The 19973-nt window shown below is 67.2% G+C and carries 17 protein-coding genes; 11 read left to right on the top strand and 6 right to left on the bottom strand.

The features are described 5' to 3' along the window. Nucleotides 1-107 precede the first annotated feature (107 nt). The 3 genes from AC1DZT_RS07310 (at nucleotide 108) to AC1DZT_RS07300 (ending at nucleotide 5496) form a co-directional block, all read left to right on the top strand. Nucleotides 108-965 (top strand): alpha/beta hydrolase fold domain-containing protein, encoded by an 858-nt coding sequence (locus AC1DZT_RS07310; protein ID WP_478005962.1) that lies wholly within the window; start codon nucleotides 108-110, stop codon nucleotides 963-965. After that, complete coding sequence (locus AC1DZT_RS07305; protein WP_478005961.1) at nucleotides 962-2149, top strand: efflux RND transporter periplasmic adaptor subunit; 1188 nt, start codon at nucleotides 962-964, stop codon at nucleotides 2147-2149. Before AC1DZT_RS07310 ends, AC1DZT_RS07305 begins: the two co-directional genes overlap by 4 nt. A gap of 125 nt (nucleotides 2150-2274) precedes the next feature. Beyond that, a complete protein-coding gene (locus AC1DZT_RS07300) occupies nucleotides 2275-5496 on the top strand; it encodes an efflux RND transporter permease subunit (protein WP_478005960.1) in 3222 nt (1073 codons plus the stop codon). Between the two features lie 70 nt (nucleotides 5497-5566). On the opposite strand, the gene AC1DZT_RS07295 is transcribed toward AC1DZT_RS07300, so the two are convergent. The 3 genes from AC1DZT_RS07295 to AC1DZT_RS07285 all read right to left on the bottom strand — a co-directional run bounded on the left by AC1DZT_RS07295 (nucleotide 5567) and on the right by AC1DZT_RS07285 (nucleotide 8958). Continuing rightward, nucleotides 5567-6058, bottom strand: coding sequence for a hypothetical protein (locus tag AC1DZT_RS07295; RefSeq protein WP_478005959.1), 492 nt, complete (start codon nucleotides 6056-6058; stop codon nucleotides 5567-5569). Nucleotides 6059-6253: 195 nt separating this feature from the next. Further along, nucleotides 6254-7366: an HlyD family secretion protein gene (locus AC1DZT_RS07290; protein WP_478005958.1), complete on the bottom strand. Its 1113-nt coding sequence runs from the start codon at nucleotides 7364-7366 to the stop codon at nucleotides 6254-6256. Then, complete coding sequence (locus AC1DZT_RS07285; RefSeq protein WP_478005957.1) at nucleotides 7363-8958, bottom strand: hypothetical protein; 1596 nt, start codon at nucleotides 8956-8958, stop codon at nucleotides 7363-7365. The genes AC1DZT_RS07290 and AC1DZT_RS07285 overlap by 4 nt, the downstream gene beginning before the upstream one ends. A gap of 596 nt (nucleotides 8959-9554) precedes the next feature. Here AC1DZT_RS07285 and AC1DZT_RS07280 point away from each other — a divergent pair. Both AC1DZT_RS07280 and AC1DZT_RS07275 read left to right on the top strand, forming a co-directional pair. Beyond that, nucleotides 9555-10937, top strand: coding sequence for an FAD-containing oxidoreductase (locus tag AC1DZT_RS07280; RefSeq protein WP_478005956.1), 1383 nt, complete (start codon nucleotides 9555-9557; stop codon nucleotides 10935-10937). A gap of 38 nt (nucleotides 10938-10975) precedes the next feature. Further along, nucleotides 10976-13249, top strand: coding sequence for an FdhF/YdeP family oxidoreductase (locus tag AC1DZT_RS07275; RefSeq protein ID WP_478005955.1), 2274 nt, complete (start codon nucleotides 10976-10978; stop codon nucleotides 13247-13249). Between the two features lie 31 nt (nucleotides 13250-13280). On the opposite strand, the gene AC1DZT_RS07270 is transcribed toward AC1DZT_RS07275, so the two are convergent. Then, entirely contained in the window at nucleotides 13281-13634 is a 354-nt protein-coding gene (locus AC1DZT_RS07270) for a cupin domain-containing protein (protein WP_478005954.1), read from the bottom strand. Nucleotides 13635-13784: 150 nt separating this feature from the next. Here AC1DZT_RS07270 and AC1DZT_RS07265 point away from each other — a divergent pair, with 150 nt between their 5' ends. Continuing rightward, entirely contained in the window at nucleotides 13785-14360 is a 576-nt protein-coding gene (locus tag AC1DZT_RS07265) for an N-acetyltransferase family protein (protein WP_478005953.1), read from the top strand. A gap of 8 nt (nucleotides 14361-14368) precedes the next feature. On the opposite strand, the gene AC1DZT_RS07260 is transcribed toward AC1DZT_RS07265, so the two are convergent. Beyond that, complete coding sequence (locus tag AC1DZT_RS07260) at nucleotides 14369-15079, bottom strand: alpha/beta fold hydrolase (RefSeq protein WP_478005952.1); 711 nt, start codon at nucleotides 15077-15079, stop codon at nucleotides 14369-14371. A gap of 439 nt (nucleotides 15080-15518) precedes the next feature. Here AC1DZT_RS07260 and AC1DZT_RS07255 point away from each other — a divergent pair, with 439 nt between their 5' ends. After that, on the top strand, nucleotides 15519-16103 hold the full coding sequence (locus AC1DZT_RS07255) for an RBBP9/YdeN family alpha/beta hydrolase (protein WP_478005951.1): 585 nt from the start codon (nucleotides 15519-15521) through the stop codon (nucleotides 16101-16103). 104 nt (nucleotides 16104-16207) lie between these two features. Here AC1DZT_RS07255 and AC1DZT_RS07250 read toward each other — a convergent pair whose 3' ends face one another. Beyond that, nucleotides 16208-16456, bottom strand: coding sequence for an accessory factor UbiK family protein (locus tag AC1DZT_RS07250; RefSeq protein ID WP_478005950.1), 249 nt, complete (start codon nucleotides 16454-16456; stop codon nucleotides 16208-16210). Nucleotides 16457-16602: 146 nt separating this feature from the next. On the opposite strand from AC1DZT_RS07250, the gene lgt reads away from it, so the two are divergent. The 4 genes from lgt (at nucleotide 16603) to AC1DZT_RS07230 (ending at nucleotide 19687) form a co-directional block, all read left to right on the top strand. Next, a complete protein-coding gene (lgt, locus tag AC1DZT_RS07245; RefSeq protein WP_478005949.1) occupies nucleotides 16603-17484 on the top strand; it encodes a prolipoprotein diacylglyceryl transferase in 882 nt (293 codons plus the stop codon). Beyond that, nucleotides 17481-18536, top strand: coding sequence for a class I SAM-dependent methyltransferase (locus AC1DZT_RS07240; RefSeq protein ID WP_478005948.1), 1056 nt, complete (start codon nucleotides 17481-17483; stop codon nucleotides 18534-18536). The genes lgt and AC1DZT_RS07240 overlap by 4 nt, the downstream gene beginning before the upstream one ends. Continuing rightward, nucleotides 18533-19285: a peptidoglycan editing factor PgeF gene (pgeF, locus tag AC1DZT_RS07235; RefSeq protein WP_478006291.1), complete on the top strand. Its 753-nt coding sequence runs from the start codon at nucleotides 18533-18535 to the stop codon at nucleotides 19283-19285. The genes AC1DZT_RS07240 and pgeF overlap by 4 nt, the downstream gene beginning before the upstream one ends. Nucleotides 19286-19525: 240 nt before the next feature. Next, the gene (locus AC1DZT_RS07230; RefSeq protein ID WP_478005947.1) at nucleotides 19526-19687 is read left to right on the top strand and encodes a hypothetical protein; all 162 of its coding nucleotides are present in this window, start codon (nucleotides 19526-19528) and stop codon (nucleotides 19685-19687) included. Nucleotides 19688-19973 lie beyond the last annotated feature (286 nt).

The following is a 19973-nucleotide window of genomic DNA, read 5'->3' as shown; positions in this document are numbered from 1 at the left end:
TCGGATAGTGTAGTCAAAATTACCCGGCTTATTCAAGACGGCGAATAACGCTAAATGCTGCAAGTGCGAGAGGCGGAAGTCCGCCGATTGTTTGCAAGGAAAGCCCGATGACCGTCGCCGTCCAGGACATGCTGTTGGAAAATCTGCCCGTCGGGCCGGTTGCGACACGCGTCTATCTCGGCGCCGATTGCACCATCGGGCCGCCGGTGCTGCTCTACTTCCGCAGCGGCGCCTTCCTTCAGTCCGAGCTGACCGAATGCCCGGTGGCGCGGGCGCTGGCCGAAACCGGGGCCATCGTCGTGGTGCCCGATTACAACGCGCCGCTCGGCGGGGTCTTCCCCAAGCCGCTGGACGTGGGCTTTGCGCTCTTCTCCTATCTGGCGAAGAAACGCACCGGCCTTGGCAATCGCAACTCGCTTCTGCTGATCGGTGGCGAGGAGGCCGGCGGCAACATCGCCGCCGCCATCGCCTTCAAGGCGCGCGACCATTTCGCCAACGAGCTGGATGGCCAGGTGCTGCTCTCGCCGCTTCTGGACCCGTTCATGGGCTCGGCCTCGTTCCGCAATGCCGATGCCGTCGGCATGCGGCAGCGCTGGGCCGAGGGCTGGAGCCAGTATCTCAGCGGTGGCGTCTGCCACCCCTATGCGGCGCCCTGCACCTGTTCGCGTCTGGCGGGCGTGGCCCCGGCCCTGGTCATGACAGCGGTGGATGATCCGCTGCTTGACGAGGCAAAGGGCTATGCCGAGCGCCTGAAAAATGCCGGGATACGGGTGCACCAGCAGGTTCTTCCGGCGGGAAGCGGCTGGCCCTCTGTCTATGGCGGGCAAACCGGCGTTCCCTCGCAATGGCAAGACAGTGTCCGCACCCAGTTTTCAGAATTCGTCCGGGAGATCAGCCTGAACCGGCTGCATCCGGAAAAAGTGACCACGCGCAGCGCCTCCAGGCTGCAAGGAGAAAAACAATGACTTCATCGCGCACAGGTTGGGCCCTGACGGCCGCAAGCTTCGGATTGGCCGCCTCGGTGGCCGGGGCCACGCTGTTCCTCGACATGCCGCTTTCCAACAAGGCCGTAGCCTCGACTGCCCCGGCAGAAGCGCCGGCCACCCCGGTGACGGTGACCGTCATCAAGGCCCGTAACATCGACACCTGGCAGGAGTTTTCCGGCCGGCTGGAGGCGGTTGACCGCGTCCAGATCCGCTCTCGCGTGGCCGGTGCCGTGCAATCGGTCGATTTCCGCGAAGGCGCGCTGGTGAAGACCGGCGATCTTCTCTTCACCATCGACCCCGCGCCCTATCAGGCGGCGGTGGCCCAAGCCCAGGGCCTTCTCGCTTCGGCCAAGGCCCGCGCCAATCTGGCCGAGATCGAACTGGCCCGCGGCAAGAAGCTGGCACCCAATTCCGCCATCTCGCAAAGCGATCTGGACCAGCGCCAGAACGCGGTGAGCGAGGCGCAGGCAGGGGTGCAGACCGCCGAAGCCGCCCTGCATGCCGCCGAGCTGGAGCTGAGCTATACCGAGGTCCGCGCCCCGGTCTCCGGCCGGGTGGGCCGGGTCGAGGTCACCGTGGGCAACCTCGTCGCCGCGGGTTCCGCCTCGTCCGAGCTGACCACGCTGGTTTCGGTCGACCCGATCTATGCCAGCTTCAGCGTCGCCGAAGAGGTCGTGGGCAAGGCGCTGGCCGCACTGCCCGCCTCGGATGCGGCGGTGCCGCCGATCGAGGCGATCCCGGTCGAAATCGGCACGCTGGCCGATGAGGGCACCCCGATCGAGGGCAAGTTGCAGCTGATCGGCAACGAGGTCGATGCCGCCAGTGGCACGATCGACGTGCGCGCCGTCTTCGGCAATCCGGGCGGCCGGCTGATCCCCGGTCAGTTCGTGCGAATCCGGATGGGCGAACCCAAGGCCGAGCCGCGGATTCTGATCAGCGAAAAGGCCATCGGCACCGATCAGGACAAGAAATTCGTCTTCGTCGTCGATGCCGACAACAAGATCACCTACCGCCCGGTCACCCTGGGCCAGGCCGTCGAGGGCGCGCGGATCGTCGAAAGCGGCTTGAACGAAGGCGACCGCGTCGTCGTCAGCGGCCTGCAGCGCATCCGCCCCGGCGTCGTCGTGGCCCCGCAGACCGAACAGGTCGTGGCCGGGAACTGACAGGCCCTGCCCCCTCGCGAGGTGCCGGGCAGCGCCGGTCTTCCGCAGATCAAGACCCTCTTCGGCGGTCCCTCCTCCGCCGAGCGAGCGAATTTTATCAATTTCATGCCGGAGAGGGCTTTGAAATGAATCTGTCCAGATTTTTTGTCGACCGCCCGGTCTTTGCCGGCGTGCTGTCGATCCTCATCGTGGTGGCCGGCCTGATCGGCATGCGCTCCCTGCCGATCTCGGAATATCCCGAGGTGGTGCCGCCTTCCATCGTCGTGCGCGCCATCTATCCCGGCGCCAACCCGGTCGTGATCAGCGAAACCGTCGCCACTCCCCTGGAAGAGCAGATCAACGGCGTTGAGAACATGCTCTACATGAACAGCCAGGCGACCTCGGATGGCGTCCTGACGCTGACCGTGACCTTCAAGCTTGGCACCGACCCCGACAAGGCCCAGCAGCTGGTGCAGAACCGCGTGGCGCAAGCCGAACCGCGCCTGCCCGCCGAGGTGCGCGCCCTGGGGGTGACCACGGTCAAAAGCTCGCCCAACTTCATCATGGTGGTGAACCTCGTCTCGGACAGCGACCGCTATGACATCACCTATCTGCGCAACTATGCGACGCTGAACATCAAGGACCGCCTGGCCCGGATCGAGGGCGTCGGTCAGGTCCAGGTCTTTGGCGCCGGCGATTACGCGATGCGCGTCTGGATCGACCCGCAGAAGGCCGCGGCGCATGGTCTGGCCGCCAGCGACATCACCAATGCGATCCGCGCCCAGAACGTGCAGGCCGCCGCCGGCATCATCGGCGCCTCGCCCGACCCCAAGGGCGTCGACCTGCAGCTGAACGTCAACGCCCAGGGCCGCCTGCACACGCCCGAGGAGTTTGGCGAGATCATCGTCAAGACCGGGGTCGAGGGCGAGATCACCCGCCTGAAGGACGTGGCCCGCATCGAGCTTGGCGCTGCCGACTACACCCTGCGCTCGCTTCTCGATGGCAAGCCTGCGGTGGCCGTGGCCGTGCTGCAGGCGCCGGGGTCGAACGCGATCCAGATTGCCGACAATGTCCATGAAGCGATGGGCGAGCTGCAACTCGCCATGCCGGAAGGCGTCCGCTACGAGATCGTCTATGACACGACCAAATTCGTGCGCGCCTCGATCGAAAAGGTCGTCGATACCCTGCTGGAGGCCGTGGCGCTGGTGGTTCTGGTGGTCATCATCTTCCTGCAAACCTGGCGCGCCTCGATCATTCCCTTGATCGCGGTGCCGGTCTCGATCATCGGGACCTTCGGGGTGATGTATGCCTTCGGCTTTTCAATCAACGCGCTGACGCTGTTCGGCCTGGTGCTGGCCATCGGCATCGTGGTCGATGACGCCATCGTCGTGGTCGAAAACGTCGAGCGCAACATCGAAAACGGCCTCAACCCGCGTGAGGCGACCTACCGCGCCATGCGCGAGGTGTCCGGCCCGATCATCGCCATCGCGCTGGTTCTGGTGGCGGTTTTCGTGCCCTTGGCCTTCATCACCGGCCTGTCGGGCCAGTTCTACCGGCAATTCGCCCTGACCATCGCGATTTCCACCGTGATCTCGGCGGTGAACTCGCTGACCCTGTCGCCGGCGCTGGCGGCCCTGCTGCTGAAGGGCCATGGCGCGAAGAAGGATTGGCTGACCCGGGGCATGGACTTTCTCTTTGGCTGGTTCTTCCGCGGCTTCAACCGCCTCTTCGGTGGGGCGAGCCGGGTCTATGGCAAGGGGGTCGGCGGTCTCGTCTCGCGCAAGAGCGTCGTCATGGCGGTCTATCTGGCGCTGGCCGCCGGCACCTATGGCATGTTCAACCTGATCCCCGGCGGCTTTGTGCCCGCCCAGGACAAGCAATACCTGATCGGCTTTGCCCAACTGCCCGATGGCGCCACGCTGGACCGGACCGAGGATGTCATCAAGCGGATGAGCGCGATTGCGCTGGAACAGCCGGGCGTCGAACATGCCATCGCCTTCCCGGGCCTGTCGATCAACGGCTTCACCATCGGGTCGAACTCCGGCATCGTCTTTGCCGTGCTGGATGATTTCGACAAGCGCAAGACGCCGGAACTGTCGGGTGGCGCGATTGCGATGCAGCTGAACCAGAAATTCGCCGGCATCCAGGACGCCTTCATCGCGATGTTCCCGCCGCCGCCGGTCAACGGCCTCGGCTCCACCGGCGGTTTCAAGATGCAGATCGAGGACCGCGCCGGCCTCGGCTATCAGGCGCTGGACGAGGCGACCAAGGCCTTCCTCGCCCAGGCCTATCAGACGCCAGAGCTGGCGGGCCTCTTCTCCAGCTTCCAGATCAACGTGCCGCAGCTTTACGCCGATCTGGACCGCGCCAAGGCCCAGCAATTGGGCGTGGCGGTGACGGATGTGTTCGAGACGCTGCAAATCTACCTCGGCTCGCTTTACGTCAACGATTTCAACGCCTTTGGCCGCACCTATTCGGTGCGTGTCCAGGCCGATGCCGCCTTCCGCGCCAAGCCCGAGGATATCGGCCAGCTGAAGGTGCGTTCGGCCTCGGGCGCGATGATCCCGCTGTCGGCGCTGCTGAAGGTGGATGCGGCCTCGGGGCCGGAGCGGACGACGCGCTACAACGGCTTTCTTGCCGCCGACATCAACGGCGGCCCGGCGCCGGGCTTCTCCTCCGGTCAGGCGCAGGCGGCGGTGGAAAAGATCGCAGCTCAGACCCTGCCGCAGGGCATCAAGTTCGAATGGACCGATCTGACCTATCAGCAGATCCTCGCGGGCAATTCCAGCATCGTGGTCTTCCCCCTGGCGCTGTTGCTGGTCTATCTCGTGCTGGCGGCACAGTATGAAAGCCTGACCCTGCCGATTGCGATCATCATGATCGTGCCGATGGGGGTTCTGGCGGCATTGGCGGGCATCTGGCTGACCGGGGGCGACAACAACATCTTCACCCAGATCGGGCTGATGGTGCTGGTGGGCCTATCGGCGAAGAACGCGATCCTGATCGTCGAATTCGCCCGAGAGCTGGAGTTCGAGGGCCGAACGCCGATCCAGGCCGCGATCGAATCGAGCCGGCTGCGTCTGCGCCCGATCCTGATGACCTCGATGGCCTTCATCATGGGCGTGGTGCCGCTGGTCGTCTCCACCGGCGCCGGGGCGGAAATGCGCAAGGCCATGGGCGTGGCGGTGTTTTCCGGCATGATCGGCGTGACCTTCTTCGGCATCTTCATGACGCCGGTCTTCTATGTGCTCTTGCGCCGGATGGTGGGCAACCGCCCGCTGGTGCAGCACGGCGCGCCGACCTTCCATGAAGACCACAAGTCGGAACCCGAGCCCGAGCCGGAACCGATCCGCCTCGCCGCCGAATAGACCTCGACCAGCAAATGAAAACCCCGCCCCTGACACCCAGGGGCGGGGTTTTTCGTGCGAAAGTCGCGGGTTACAGGGCGAGGCGTCGCGCCCCGCGCAGGGCCAGGATGCCAAGGAGGATGCAGGCCAGCAGCGCCACCGCCTGGACCACGACGAAGGGCGGCTCGCTTCCCGTCGGCGCCAGGGCGTTGAGGAAACCGACCTTCAGGAAGGACTGGACGACCAGCACAAAGATGTTGAGGTAAAGCGCGAAGGTGGCCGTTCCCAGATAGACCTTCATCCAGCCGCCCCTGCCCCCGAAGCCATAAAGCGCCAGCAAGGCCACCGCCAGCACGACCAGCGACAGGCCCCCCACGGCCAGCGCCGGGGTGAAGCCGTGGAACGGGAACATGAAGCCGGTCACGCTGGTCAGGATCGTGGTGACGAGGAAAATGGCGTTCCAGCCGGTCAGGAATGCGCCACGGATCGCCGACAGCAGCCAGACCAGACCGGCCACGATGCCGATCAGGCTGATCACGACATGCAGCAGCGTAAAGGCAGCAAGGGAAAGGCCAAGCATCATGCGCAGATCCTCCTCGGGATGGAATCACGGGTTTGTGATGCGATCTTAACGCTCCGGACCACAGCCGTTTAGGATGTTCGTGTCGCGAAAACGGCGGATCGCGTAGCGCAGCGGCGCGGCACCGGCGCGAGGGGCGTTTTCAGGCGCTCTGCCGCAAAAAGCATCGGCAAGGCGCTCTGCAGACCCGCCAACCGATCACGGTGGGGCCAGCACGGTCACCGTGGCCGACATGCCGGGGGCAAGCCGCGCGATCTGGGGCTGATCAGGATCGAAGGCGATCAGGACGCCGATGCGCTGCGGCACCTTCACGAAGGTCCCGGTGGCATTGTCGGGCTTGAGCACCGAAAACTCCGAACCGGCGGCGGGGGAAATCGCGGTGACATGGCCGCGCAGGTCCTCGCGGCCCAGGGCGTCGATGCGGATGGCGACCGCCTGGCCTGCCGCGATCCCGGCGACCTGGCTCTCCTTGAAATTGGCGATGATCCAGCGCGCCTCCGGCACCAGCGGCATCAGGCTGGTGCCGGGCACCACATATTGCCCGGTGCGGACGCTGACCTCGCCCAACTGGCCCGACACCGGGGCGCGGACATAGGTATCGGCCAGATGCGCCTTGGCGGCATCCTGCCTTGCCAGGGCAATCGCAACCTGGGCGAAAAGCTCGTGGCGCACCACCTCGACCTGGGCGATGTTCTGGCGGGCGATCTCGATCTGGGCCGTGGCCGCGTCGACCGCCGCCTGGGCCGAGCCGAGCGCCGCGCGCGCCGCATCGCCGGCCCGCGCCGGAAGGGATTGGCGCGCCACCAGATCCTCGGCCCGCGCGGCATCCGACTGCATCAGCACCAGCTGCGCCCGGGCAGCGGCCTGATCGGCCACCCGTCCGGCCAGCGCCGCCCGCGCGGAGATCGCCGATTGGTCGCTGTTGGCCAGGGCCGCCTTGGCGTTTTCCAGGGCCGCATCCGCCTCGGCCATCTGCGCGAGGGGCACCCGGTCGTCAATCCGGGCGAGGATCTGGCCCGCCTCCACGTTCTGGTAATCCTTGACCGGCACCTCGGTCACCCGCCCCGAAGCCTCGGCCGCGATCTGGGTGACATAGCCGCGCACATAGGCGTTGTTGGTGCGCAGCGACAGAAGCTGCGGCAATTGCCAGGCCAGGACGGCGGCGATACAGGCCACCAGCACCATGGGCGGCAGGATCAGCATGGCGCGGCGGGTGGCGGGCCGCCAAACCTCGCGCGGCACCTCGGGCGGAGGGGGAGCAGGCGGTGGGGCAGCCGGGGGAGCAGCAGGTTCAGAAGGGTCAGAGGTCATGTCGCGCGTCCTTTGCGCCTCAGGGCCAGAAAGACAAGATAGGCCGCCATCGCCAGCGCCAGGCCAGAGATCAGGCGGAAGGTGTCGTTGAAGGCCAGCACCGTCGCCTCGTTGCGCAGGCTGCGGCCCAATGCGGCGGCAGCGGCGACCTTGCGGCGGGCGGGGTCGGTCACGACGCCGCGCAGGGCCTTCTCCTCGCTGGCCAGGCGGGCCACGACCTGCGGATCGGCCGGCTCCAGCGCCTCGGAGAGCACGGCGGTGTGATACCGCGTCCGCTCGACCTGGTAGCTGCCGATCAGCGAGGCGCCGGCCAGTCCGCCGAGGTTCTGGCTGAGGCTGAAGACCACCACCATGCTCAACAAGGCATCGGGCGTGCTGCGCAGCACCCGGATGAACCCGTACATCAGCGAAGGCCCGACCGCGAGCGTCAGGCTGAAGCCGATCAGCGCCTGGCTGAGGAACAGCTGCCCGCTGCGCGACTGGCTCGTGGTGCCGCTGTCCAGCCAGCCCGCCACCGCGATCAGGACCATCGCCGTGGCGACCAGCCAAGGAATGCGCGCCTCGGTCACCACAAGGCAGACGGTGATCAGCCCCAGCGCCATCGCTGCGGTGACGATGGTGAACAAAAGCCGCATCTCGACATTGCCGAGGCCGGCATTGGTCAAAAAGCCCACCGCGCCATAGCTTTGCTCGGCCAGGACCACGCGCAGCAGAAGGGCCACGAAGACAAAGCGCAGGATCTCGCGCTGGCCAAGCCAGCGGGTCAGGATCAGCGGCCGCGAGCGGACATGTTCCACCGTCAGGCCAAGGCAGAACAGCGCCAGCCCCGCCACCAGCACCGGCATGACCCAGGGCGTATCCCACCACCAGAGGAGCCGGGCATTGCCGATGGCCGCCACCACCATCCAGATGCCGGGAAAGATCAGGGCAAGGGGCAGAATATCCTGCCGGTCAAAGCCCTTGGCGCGTTGCGACGGCGGCAGGGGCAAGGCGAGGCTGCAGGCCAGGATGGTCAAGGCCGTCACCGTCTCCAGAAGCGGCAGGCTGGCGGGGTCGGTCAGCCAGTCGTCGGCGATGATCCGCGCCAGGGGCGTGCCGAACTGCGGCAGGCTCGCCCCCAGGACCAGCGCCAGGGCCCTGGCCCGCAGGGGCAGCGCCTGGATCAGGTGATAGATGCCAAGCGACAGGACCGCCGCACTGGCCAGCCCCGCCACGGCCCGCGTGACCAGCGCCGCCGCGAGTGAAGGGAAGACCAGCCCGGCAAAAGCCATCAGCGCATAAAGCAGCAGCAGCCCATGGGTGATCGCCGGAATCCCGAAATGCAGCCGACCGCGCACGAGGAAGAGGTTGGCGCTGGCGTTCAGGGCCACATAGGTGACGGGCAGCCACATGACCTCGGTCGAGGTCAGCCCCAGCCCGGCGCCCACCGCCGTCTGGTTCGTGGTCACCACCGCATTGCCCAGACCGGCGCCAAGCCCCGCCACCACGCCCACCAGCCCATGCCAGACCCGGCGCTGGCCGGACAACAACGGCGTATGCGGCGACCCCGGCAGGGGCGAGCGTTCGTGGGGCAGAAAGACATAATCGCTCACGGTCTGCACCCTTGGGTCAGGGCCACGCCGCGCCCTCGGATGGCCGCGGCCGCGTGGCCGCTGCCCGGCAAGGCTCCGGTCCTTGCCGCCGTGAAAAGCGCCCTTGGCCGCGCCATCTCCGTCTCCCGCATCCCGGTCTCGAAACCCTTGCGACCCGTCAAGGCACCGGGTCCATATTTTGCATCCGACCGCAAGACCCAATCCCTCGCGGTGATCGTCCTGCCCGACAGTCTAGCCCGCCGCCCGCGCGGGTCCAGCCTGCACGGGTCCGGGTCGGCCATACCTTGGTGCGGGGCGCCGAACGGTCCGACAACCGCTTCGCCCCGGCGCGGGCCCGCCGCCCCTTCCCGCGATCATGCCGCAGGAAAGGCCCTGCGGCAAACCCTTTGCCCGGCGGATCGGAGCAGAGCCACGGGCCAATAACACCTATGTATGGGGCGTCCGAACCCTCTCCGCGATTGCTCCCGGCCTCGTTCGGGCCGATGCTGGGATCACGATCTGCGCCTGTCATTTCCCACCCGAGGACGCATCATGCCCCGCCCTGCGCGCCTGTACCCGGCCCTCCCCCTCCCGCGCGCCGCCATGCAGGTGGCGCGATGAGCCGCGCCTTCGACGCGATCATCGTCGGCGCCGGGCAGGCCGGGCCGGCGCTGGCCGGGCGGCTGACTTCGGCGGGCCAGAAGGTCGCGCTGATCGAGCGGCAACTGGTCGGCGGCACCTGCGTCAACACCGGCTGCATGCCGACCAAGGCCCTGGTCGCCAGCGCCCATGCCGCCCATCTGGCGCGGCGCGCCGGCGATTTCGGGGTGCGGATCGGCGGCGATGTCAGCGTCGAGATGGCACAGGTCGCGGCCCGCGCCGGGCAGGTCACGCTCAATGCCCGCAAGGGGCTGGAGGGCTGGCTCACCCAGATGGCGGGCCTGACCCTGATCCGCGGCCACGCAAGCTTCATCGCCCCGGGCCAGCTGCAGGTCGGGGAGGAGATCCTCACCGCCCCCCGCATCTTCCTCAACACCGGCGGGCGCGCTTCGGTGCCCGACATGCCAGGCGTGGGCGAGGTGCCCTTCATGACCAACAGCGGCATCGTCGGGCTGGACCGGCTGCCAGAGCATCTGATCATCATCGGCGGCAGCTATATCGGGCTGGAATTTGCCCAGATGTACCGCCGCTTCGGCGCCGCCGTCACCGTGGTCGAACGCAACGCCCGCCTGATCCCGCGCGAAGACCCCGATGTCTCGGACGCGATCCACGACATCCTCGCCGCCGAGGGCATCACGATCCGCACCAGCGCCGATTGCATCCGCCTTGTGCCGCAGGCAGAGGGCGTGGCGGTGGGCGTCAATTGCGCCGCAGGCGAACCGCTGATCACCGGCAGCCATATCCTTCTGGCGGTCGGGCGGCGGCCCAATACCGATGACCTCGGGCTGGACCTTGCCGGGATCGCCACCGATGCGCGCGGCTATATCAGCGTGGACGAGGGCCTTGCGACCTCGGCCCCCGGGGTCTGGGCGCTGGGCGATTGCAACGGGCGCGGCGCCTTCACCCATACCGCCTGGAACGATTACGAGATCGTCGCGGCCAACCTCCTTGACGGCGCGGCGCGCCGCGTCAGCGACCGCATCCCCGGCTATGCCCTCTTCATCGACCCGCCCCTCGGCCGCGTCGGCCTGACCGAGACCGAGGCGCGCAAATCCGGCCGGCCGCTTCTCGTCTCCACCCGGCCGATGACCCGCGTCGGCCGCGCCGTCGAAAAGGGCGAGACGCTGGGTTTCATGAAACTGGTGGCCGACCCCGAAACCCGCCGCATCCTCGGCGCCTCGATCCTCGGCACCGGCGGGGACGAGGCGATCCACGGCCTCATCGACATGATCCATGCCGGGCAAAGCTTCGACACGCTGCAATGGGCGGTGCCGATCCATCCGACCGTATCCGAACTGATCCCGACCCTGATCGGCGATCTGAAACCATCCACCCCCTGACACAGACCCCGCAGAACTGGCCCTTCACGGAGAGAATGATGAAAAAACCGATCCCCGGCATCGAGACCTATTCCAACCCCGCCGGCGGCTGGGGCGCCCTTCTGGCCACGGCCAAGGCGGTGCGCGGCCAGATGGACACCTCGGAGGCCGGGCTGACGCTGTTGCGGACCAACAAGCCGACCGGCTTTGACTGCCCCGGTTGCGCCTGGCCCGACAAGGAACATACCTCGACCTTCCAGTTCTGCGAGAACGGCGCCAAGGCCGTGACCTGGGAGGCGACGCGCCGCCGCGTCCCGCCGGACTTCTTCGCCGCCCATACCGTGACCGAGCTTCTCGGCTGGACCGACCACGCGCTGGAGGGCGAGGGCCGCATCACCCATCCGATGCGCTATGACCGCGCCAGCGACCGCTATGTCGCCATCGGCTGGGACGAGGCCTTTGCCCTGATCGGCCGGGTGCTGCAAAGCCAGTCCGACCCGAATGCCGTGGAATTCTACACCTCGGGCCGCGCCTCCAATGAAGCGGCCTTCCTGTTCCAGATCTTCGCCCGCGCCTATGGCACCAACAACTTCCCCGACTGTTCCAACATGTGCCACGAGGCGACCAGTGTCGGCCTGCCCAAATCCATCGGCATCGGCAAGGGCACCGTCTCGCTGAAGGATTTCGACGATTGCGAGATGATCCTGTCGATGGGTCACAACCCCGGCACCAACCATCCCCGGATGATGGGCACCCTGCACGAGGTGGCCCGGCGCGGCGTGCCGATCGTCGTCTTCAACCCCCTGCGCGAACGCGCGCTGGAACGCTTCGCCGACCCGCAGGACCCGATCGAGATGGCGACGCTGGGGGCGACCCACATCGCCTCCTCCTACCATCAGGTCAAGGTCGGCGGCGATGCGGCGGCGCTGAAGGGCATCATGAAGGCGGTGCTGGAGGTTGAGGATGCGGAGGGCGGCATCCTCGACCACGATTTCATCGCGGGCCATACCAACGGGTTTGACGCGCTGAAGACGGATCTGGAGGCCACCGAATGGTCCTCCATCGAGGCGGCGAGCGGCCTGAGTGCCGAGGCCCTGCGCCAGGTCGGCCTCGCCTATGCCAGGTCGAAGGCCACGATCATCACCTATGGCATGGGCCTGACCCAGCACCGGACCGGCACCGCCAATGTGCAGCAGATGGCCAACCTTTTGTTGATGAAGGGCAATATCGGCAAGAAGGGCGCCGGGATCTGCCCGCTGCGCGGCCATTCCAACGTGCAGGGCGACCGCACGGTGGGCATCACCGAAAAGCCCGGCGCCGCGATGTTGCAAAGGATCGAGGCGGCCTTCGGCTTCACCCCGCCGAAAGCCCATGGCCATGATGCCGTGTCCGCGGTCAAGGCCATCGTCGCGGGCAGCGCCAAGGTGCTGATCTCGCTCGGCGGCAACCTCATCGTGGCAATGCCCGACCGCGACCAGACCTACCGCGCGATGGCAGGGCTGGACCTCACCGTCTCGATTGCGACCAAGCTCAACCGCTCGCATCTTCTGGTGGGGAAAGAGGCGCTGATCCTGCCCTGCCTCGGGCGGACCGAGGCCGACATTCAGGAAAGTGGCCCGCAGGCGGTGACGGTCGAGGATTCGATGTCGATGGTCCATGCCTCGCGCGGGAAACTGCCGCCGGCGTCGGAACATCTGCGGTCGGAACCCGCCATCGTCGCCGGCATGGCCATGGCGACTCTGCCGGGCTCGGGGATCGACTGGGCCGGGATGGTGGCCGATTACGACCGGATCCGCGACAAGATCGAGGATGTCTTCCCCGAGTTCCAGGATTACAACATCCGCATCCGGGTGCCCGGCGGCTTCCGCCTGCCCCTGCCGCCGACCGAAAGGGTCTGGCCCACCGCCTCTGGCAAGGCCGAGTTCCTGCTGTTTTCCGGCCTGAACGAGGACCCGGTCGAACAGGATGCCGCCATCCTGCGCCTGACCACCCTGCGCAGCCATGACCAGTACAATACCACGATCTACGGGATGGATGACCGCTACCGCGGGGTCTTTGGCCGCCGCGACGTGATCTTCATGAACGCGGGCGATCTGGCGGCGCTGGGGATCGAGGGCGGCGACGCCGTGGATGTCGAGACGGTCTGGGACGATGGCCAGCGGCGAAGCCTCAGCGGCTTTACCGCCGTGCCCTACAACATCGCCGCAGGCTCGGTCGGCGCCTATTACCCCGAGGCGAACGGGCTGGTGCCGCTTGCCCATCACGACCCGGACAGTGGCACACCATCGTACAAATCCGTCCCGGTGCGAATCCGCAAGGTGGCGGGGGGCTGATGGGGGGCGGTTCGCAGCCGCCCCCGCGCGCTTACTTCAGCTTGATGCAGAAATGCTTGCGGACCGGCGCCTCGATCTTCCAGGTGCCGGAGAAGCCCGGCTCCACCACGAAGGCATCGCCCGGGCGCAGGGTGACGGGGGCGGCGCCGTCCTGGGTGATGGTGATCTGACCCTCGATCAGATGGACGAATTCGTAGAACTTGTACTTGGCATGCCAGGTGCCGGGGGTCGCCTCCCAGGTGCCGCTGATCACGCTGCCGTCGATCGAGGTGTGCTGCACCCAGGTCTTCATCGTCGGGGTGCCTTCGATCTTGGTCCAGCCGTCAAGATCGGTCAGCAGAGGCTCGGGCCCCGGCGCGGGAAATCGGAAAACCATATCGCTCATGTCAATCCTTCCAGGGTTTGCTTGGCTTTGCTTCGTCCTAGGACCTGCGCGCCAGCCTGACAAGAGCAGAGCTTTGCGCAGTCCTGCTTGGGTTGTTGCGGCGCGCGCAGGATTATGCAGGATGCGGAAAATTGTATTGAAGGGATGTTCATGCTGATCCGTGACGCAAAGGCCTCTGACGCGGCGCATCTGTCGCGTTTCATCAACATGGCGGCGGATGATCTGCCGCTGCATTTCTGGCAGAAATCGGTCGGCCCCGACGGCGACCCCTGGGCCTATGGCGAGGAACGCGCGGCGCGCACGACGGGCAGCTTTTCCTACCGCAACGCCTGGATCGTCGAGGTGGAGGGCGCGGTGGCGGCCTGCCTGCTCGGCTATCCTGCGGACGAGACCCCGGCCCCGATCGACCCCGACACCCCGCCGATCTTCGTGCCCCTGCTGGAGCTGGAGGCGCTGGCGCCGGGGTCCTGGTACCTCAACGTCCTCGCCACCTATCCGCCCTTCCGCGGCGAGGGTCTGGGCAGCGCCCTGCTCGCCCATGCCGAGGATGTGGCGCATCGGATGGGCCACAGAACGATCAGCCTGATCGCCGCCGACACCCATCCCGAGGCGCTGCGCCTCTACCAGACCAAGGGCTTCCGCGAGGTCGCCCGCCGCCCCGTCGTCAAGGGCGACTGGCAGGTCGCGGCGCAGGAGTGGATCCTCTTCACCAAACCGCTGGTCTGACCCCCCTCCTAAGCGTGGGCTGCGACATGGGCCAGCGCCTCGCCGATCACCGCGGCCACCATTTGCGGGTGCGAGATCAGCGACATATGGCTCGCCTCAAGCTCGGTCGTGCGGGCCTTCAGTTGCTTGGCCAGCGCATGTTGCAGGTCCACGCTGACCGCGCGGTCGTTGCGCGACAGGATGTACCAGTTGGGCTTTTCCTTCCAGGCCGCCTTGGTGACCTTGTCGCCGAAGGTCGCGGCGCCAAGCGGGGTCTGGATCGCGGCGAGGACCCGTGCATCGGCCTCGGGCAGATCCTGTGCCACATTGGCCACCCAGCTTTCCGCGCTCATCCAGTAGCGGCCGGCCGCGTCCTGCGACACCCCGCCCAGACCGGGCGGCGCCGGGTGGGCCGCGACCTGATCCCCGGTGGACTGGCCCACATCCGGGGCGAAGGCCGCGACATAGACCAGGGCCTTGACCTTGGGATGGCTGCCCGCCTCGGTGATCACGGTGCCGCCCCAGCTGTGGCCGGCCAGCACGACCGGACCGGACACCTTGTCGAGGATCAGCCGCGTCGCCTCGGCGTCATCGGCCAGGGTCGTGGTCGGGTTCTGCACCGCGATCACGGCGATGCCCTTGGCCTGCAAGAGCCGGATCACCCCGCTCCACCCCGAGGCATCGCCCCAGGCGCCATGCACGAGGACAACAGTGGCCGGGCCTTTCGATTGGTCAGTCATGCGGAAATCTCCAGATGTTTGCGGCGGGCCGTGCTTCGGGCCGCCCGGTTTTGTGGTCATCAAGGCGTTTTGATCCTGCAGGGGTGGCGGCCAGACCCATGCGCCCGCCCGATCCTTCCCCCCCGATCACCAATTGCCCAAGGCTAGCGGAAGAAAGCGGCGCGGTATTTCACGATCGTCGCGACCCGCGCCGAAGGGGTCTGCGATGCGGATTCCAATACACGACTTTATCGCTAGACATTAAGAAAAGACTGCGCTAGCTTTTGACCATGGAGGCCCGCATGACCCGAATCCCGCCACAGACCCGCCTGATCCCGCCCCGGCATCGCGCTGATCATCCTGGCGCTGTCCTGCCCGCAACCTCGAAGGTCCACGGCAGGTTGCTGCCCCATCCGCTTCGCCCCGCCCATCCCCACCGCCCCGTTCAGGAGGCCTGCGCATGACCACCCTCATCATCCCCGGCCTCGACGGCTCCCGCGAGGGGCATTGGCAGCAATGGTGGCTCGACAATGACCCGACCGCCCAGCCGGTCCACCTGACCGAGTTGCACAACCCGGTGCCCGCCGCCTGGGAGGTTGAACTGGTCTCGGCCATCCTCGACCATCCCGGCGCCACCCTGGTCGGCCACAGCCTCGGCGCGGTGCTGATCGCCCGGGTCCTGACCCAATGGCCGCATCTCGATGTGAAGGCGGCCCTGCTGGTCGCCCCGGCCGAGGACGCGAGCCATCCGCGCGCCAAGCCCTTCACCCCCCTGCCCGAACGGCCCCTGACCCGCCCGGTCACGGTCGCCGCCAGCCAGAACGACCCCTGGATGAGCCTCAGCCGTTCCCGCGCCCTGGCCGGGCTCTGGCAAGCACGATTTGTTGATCTGGGTCTGGCGGGCCATGTGAACATCGAATCGGGTTTCGGCCCCTGGCCCCTGGGCTTTGCCCTGCGCGACGAGCTTCTGACCAGGGTCGGCGCCGATCCGATGCAGAACCCCGACCCGAACCGCGGCTTTGCCTTCTTCCCGCCTCCGGGCTGACGGGATCAGTCCCCCCCGCCGCCCGTTTCACCCCCTCCCCCAAGGGGGCGAATGAAAGAGGGGCCCGCACATCCGCGGGCCCCTCTTTTCACTTTTGCGATCATTCAGGCCTTGGATTTGGCCTCGAGCGCCGCAAGACGCGCCTCAAGCGCGATATTTTCCTCGCGGGCCTTCTGCGCCATCGCGCGGACGGCGTCGAACTCCTCACGCGTGACGAAATCGCGGTCGGCCATCCAGCGGTCGAAGAACGACTTCATCGCGGTTTCCATCTCGGTCTTGGCCCCCTGCGCCACGCCCATGGCGTTGGTCATCAGCTTGCCCATGTCATCGAAGAACTTGTTGCCAGGCTGCATGTCGGTCGTCCTTTGGTTCTGCCCTGTCGCGCCGGGCGGGTCGTTTCATCCTATATGGCCGGGCGGGGACAGGCCCGCAAGGGCGGCGGTGGTTGACTTCACCCCGCATGGGGCGGAAAACCCCCGCACCCAAAGCCCGAGGCCGCATGTCCTATATCCCCTTCCCGCCCGTCTCGCCCGAGATCTTCACGATCAGCCTCGCGGGCCACAGCTTCTCGCTGCGCTGGTATGCGCTGGCCTATATCGTGGGGCTTCTGGCCGGCTGGTGGCTGATCCGCCAGGTCCTGCGCAGCCCGCGGCTCTGGACCACGCAACCGATGCGCGAGGATCAGCTGGAGCGTCTGCTGACCTGGGTCATCCTCGGCGTGATCCTCGGCGGCAGGCTGGGCTATGTGCTGTTCTATCAGCCGGGTTTCTACATGAACGACCCGTCGCAGATCCTGCGGGTCTGGGAGGGCGGCATGTCCTTTCACGGCGGGTTTCTGGGCGTGATCGTGGCCGGGCTGATCTTCTGCAAGCGCGAGAAGATCTCGGCCCTGACCACGGGCGACCTCTTCGCCTCGGTGGCGCCGATCGGGCTTGGCCTTGGCCGGCTGGCCAATTTCGTCAATGCCGAGCTTTGGGGAAGGCCGACCGACCTGCCCTGGGGCGTGGCTTTCCCGGGCGATGCGGCCCAGCTTTGCCCCGGCGTGCTGACCGTCTGCGCCCGCCACCCGAGCCAGATCTACGAGGCCTTGCTGGAGGGCGTCCTGCTGGGATCGCTGGTGCTTTGGGCAGTCTGGCGCGGCGGCTGGCTGGCGCGGCCGGGCCGCGTCATGGGCATGTTCATCGCGGGCTATGGCCTCGCGCGCTTCCTCGTCGAATTCGTCCGCCAGCCCGATGCGCAATTTGTGACCGAGGGCAACCCGCTCGGCCTCGCCTGGCAGATCCACGGCTGGGGCCTGACCCAGGGCCAGGCCCTGTCGCTGCCGATGATCGCGGTCGGGCTGTACTTCTTCCTGACCGCCAAGCCTGCCAGGCCCGCATGACCACGCTGGCCGACCTGATCGCAGGGCGGATCCGCGCCAATGGCCCGATCACCCTGGCCGATTACATGACCGAATGCCTGCTGCATCCGAAACACGGCTATTACACCACGCGCGAGCCCTTCGGCGCTTCGGGCGATTTCACCACGGCGCCGGAAATCTCGCAGATGTTCGGCGAGCTTCTGGGCCTGTCGCTGGCGCAAAGCTGGCTGGATCAGGGCGCGCCTTCGCCCTTCACCCTGGCCGAGCTTGGCCCCGGGCGCGGCACGCTGATGGCCGATCTTCTGCGCGCGACGCGCGGGGTGCCCGGCTTTCACGCGGCGATGCGCCTGACGCTAGTCGAAGCCTCGCCCCGCCTGCGCGCCGTGCAGGCCGCGACCCTGGCCGCCTACAGCCCCACCTGGGCCGACCGGGTCGAGGATCTGCCCGACCTGCCCCTGTTCCTTGTCGCCAACGAGTTCTTCGACGCCCTGCCGATCCGCCAGTTCCAGCGTGACGGCGCGGGCTGGCGCGAAAGGCTGGTGGGCCTGCGCGGGGGCGAGCTTGGCCTCGGCCTCGGCCCGCTCCTGCCCGTCGCCGCCCTCAGCCATCGCCTGGGCGATACCGAACCCGGCCAGATCGTCGAGATCTGCCCCGAGGCCCCCGCGATCATGGCGGCGATCGGCCAGCGCATCGCGGACCAGGGCGCCGCACTGATCATCGACTATGGCGATTGGCACTCGCTCGGCGATACGTTCCAGGCCTTGCAAGCCCATCACCCCGTCGATCCCTTCGCGACGCCCGGTGCCGCCGACCTGACCGCCCATGTCGATTTCGAGGCGCTGGCCCGCGCCGCGGCCCCCGCCGCCAGCGCCTATACGACGCAAGGTGCCCTGCTGACCGCGCTTGGCATCGCCCAGCGATCGGCCCGCCTGGCGCAAAACCTGTCCGGCGCCGGCCTGCAATCGCATTTGGCCGCCACGCACCGCTTGACCGCGGCCACGGAAATGGGAAGCTTGTTCAAGGTTCTTGGCCTTCACCCCGCCGCTTACCCCCCACCACCCGGAAGTGCCTGATGCTGGAAATCCTGACCTCTGATGCGATCCCGCTGCGCCACGGCTTCTTCACCCGGAAGGGCGGGGCCTCGTCGGGCATCTTCTACGGGCTGAACTGCGGGCCGGGGTCGACGGACCTCTCCGAAGCCGTCTCGATCAACCGGGCCCGCGTCGCGGCGGCGCTGGACCTCGCCCCCGAGGCGTTGGTCAGCCTCAAGCAGACCCATTCCACCAAGGTCGTCACCCTGACCGAGCCGCCCACCGGCCGGCCCGAGGCCGACGGCATGGTCACCGCAACGCCGGGCATCGGCCTTGGCATCTTGACCGCCGATTGCCAGCCCGTGCTCTTCGCCGACCCCAAGGCGCGGGTGATCGGCGCCGCCCATGCCGGCTGGCGCGGCGCCCGCGATGGCGTGCTGGAGGCCACCGTGGACGCGATGGTCGCCCTCGGCGCAAAGCGCGAGGATATCACCGCCGTCATCGGCCCGACGATCAGCCAGGCCGCCTATGAGGTCGGGCCCGAGTTCTTCGAGGCCTTCACCGACGACGACCCCGCCACCGCGCGCTTCTTCATCAACGGTCAGGGCGACCGGATGCTCTTCGATCTGCCGGGCTATGGCCTCCACCGCCTGCGCGCGGCGGGCGTCGGTCATGCCGAGTGGAACCGCCACTGCACCTACCGCGACCCCGAGCGATTCTATTCCTTCCGCCGCACCACCCATGCCCGCGAGGCCGATTACGGGCGGCTGATCTCGGTCATCCGGCTCTAGCGCGGCGCTTTTGCCCGCAATCGGGCCAAAGCGCGCCACAATCCCGGAGGGGGCTGCGGGGCCTTCCGGCAATTTTCATTCCGTTACAAAGGCTTGGGCGAAGAAGGCTTCCAAGGTGCCGCAACCCGCCGCGCCTCTGAAAGCCATGCCACCGAGAATGTCCTGCCAAAACCATGCCGCAATGGCGGGGCACATTGTCCTCAACCCGGTCGCGCTGGCACCAACCAAAGGAGACAAGCCATGAAAATCGAACGCCGCTGGCTGACATCCGTCCTCGCCGCCAGCCTCGCACCGCAAGCCCTTCTGCCCTGGCAGCGCGGCACCCGCCGCCGCCCCGCCGCCGTGCAAAAACCCGCCGCCCTGCCATCGGTCCGCCGGACCACGGCCATGGCGGCCCACTGAACCGAACCTCTCCCAAGTGCGGTAGCAAGACCCTGGGGCCGGATCATCCGGCCCCTTTTTTCATCCCGCCGGTTTTTTCAGCACCCGTCCCGCGCGATTCGGACCTGCCCGCACCCGCGCCACGGCGATTGACCTTGCCCCGGCACCAATGCCCGGGCCCCCTTTGGAATCGTGTCGCAGCCTTGTTGGAATTGCGATCAATTTTTGACAAGCGCCTGCGGATCAGGCATGACACAGGGGATGGTCCTGCCGCGCCATGCAGGGACGTTGAGGTAAGACCTTCGGG

The organism is Rhodobacter sp. P1_C2, from assembly GCF_056406375.1.
Note: the sequence above shows the minus strand (reverse complement) of the source record. Positions and strands in the feature narration are given on the sequence as shown.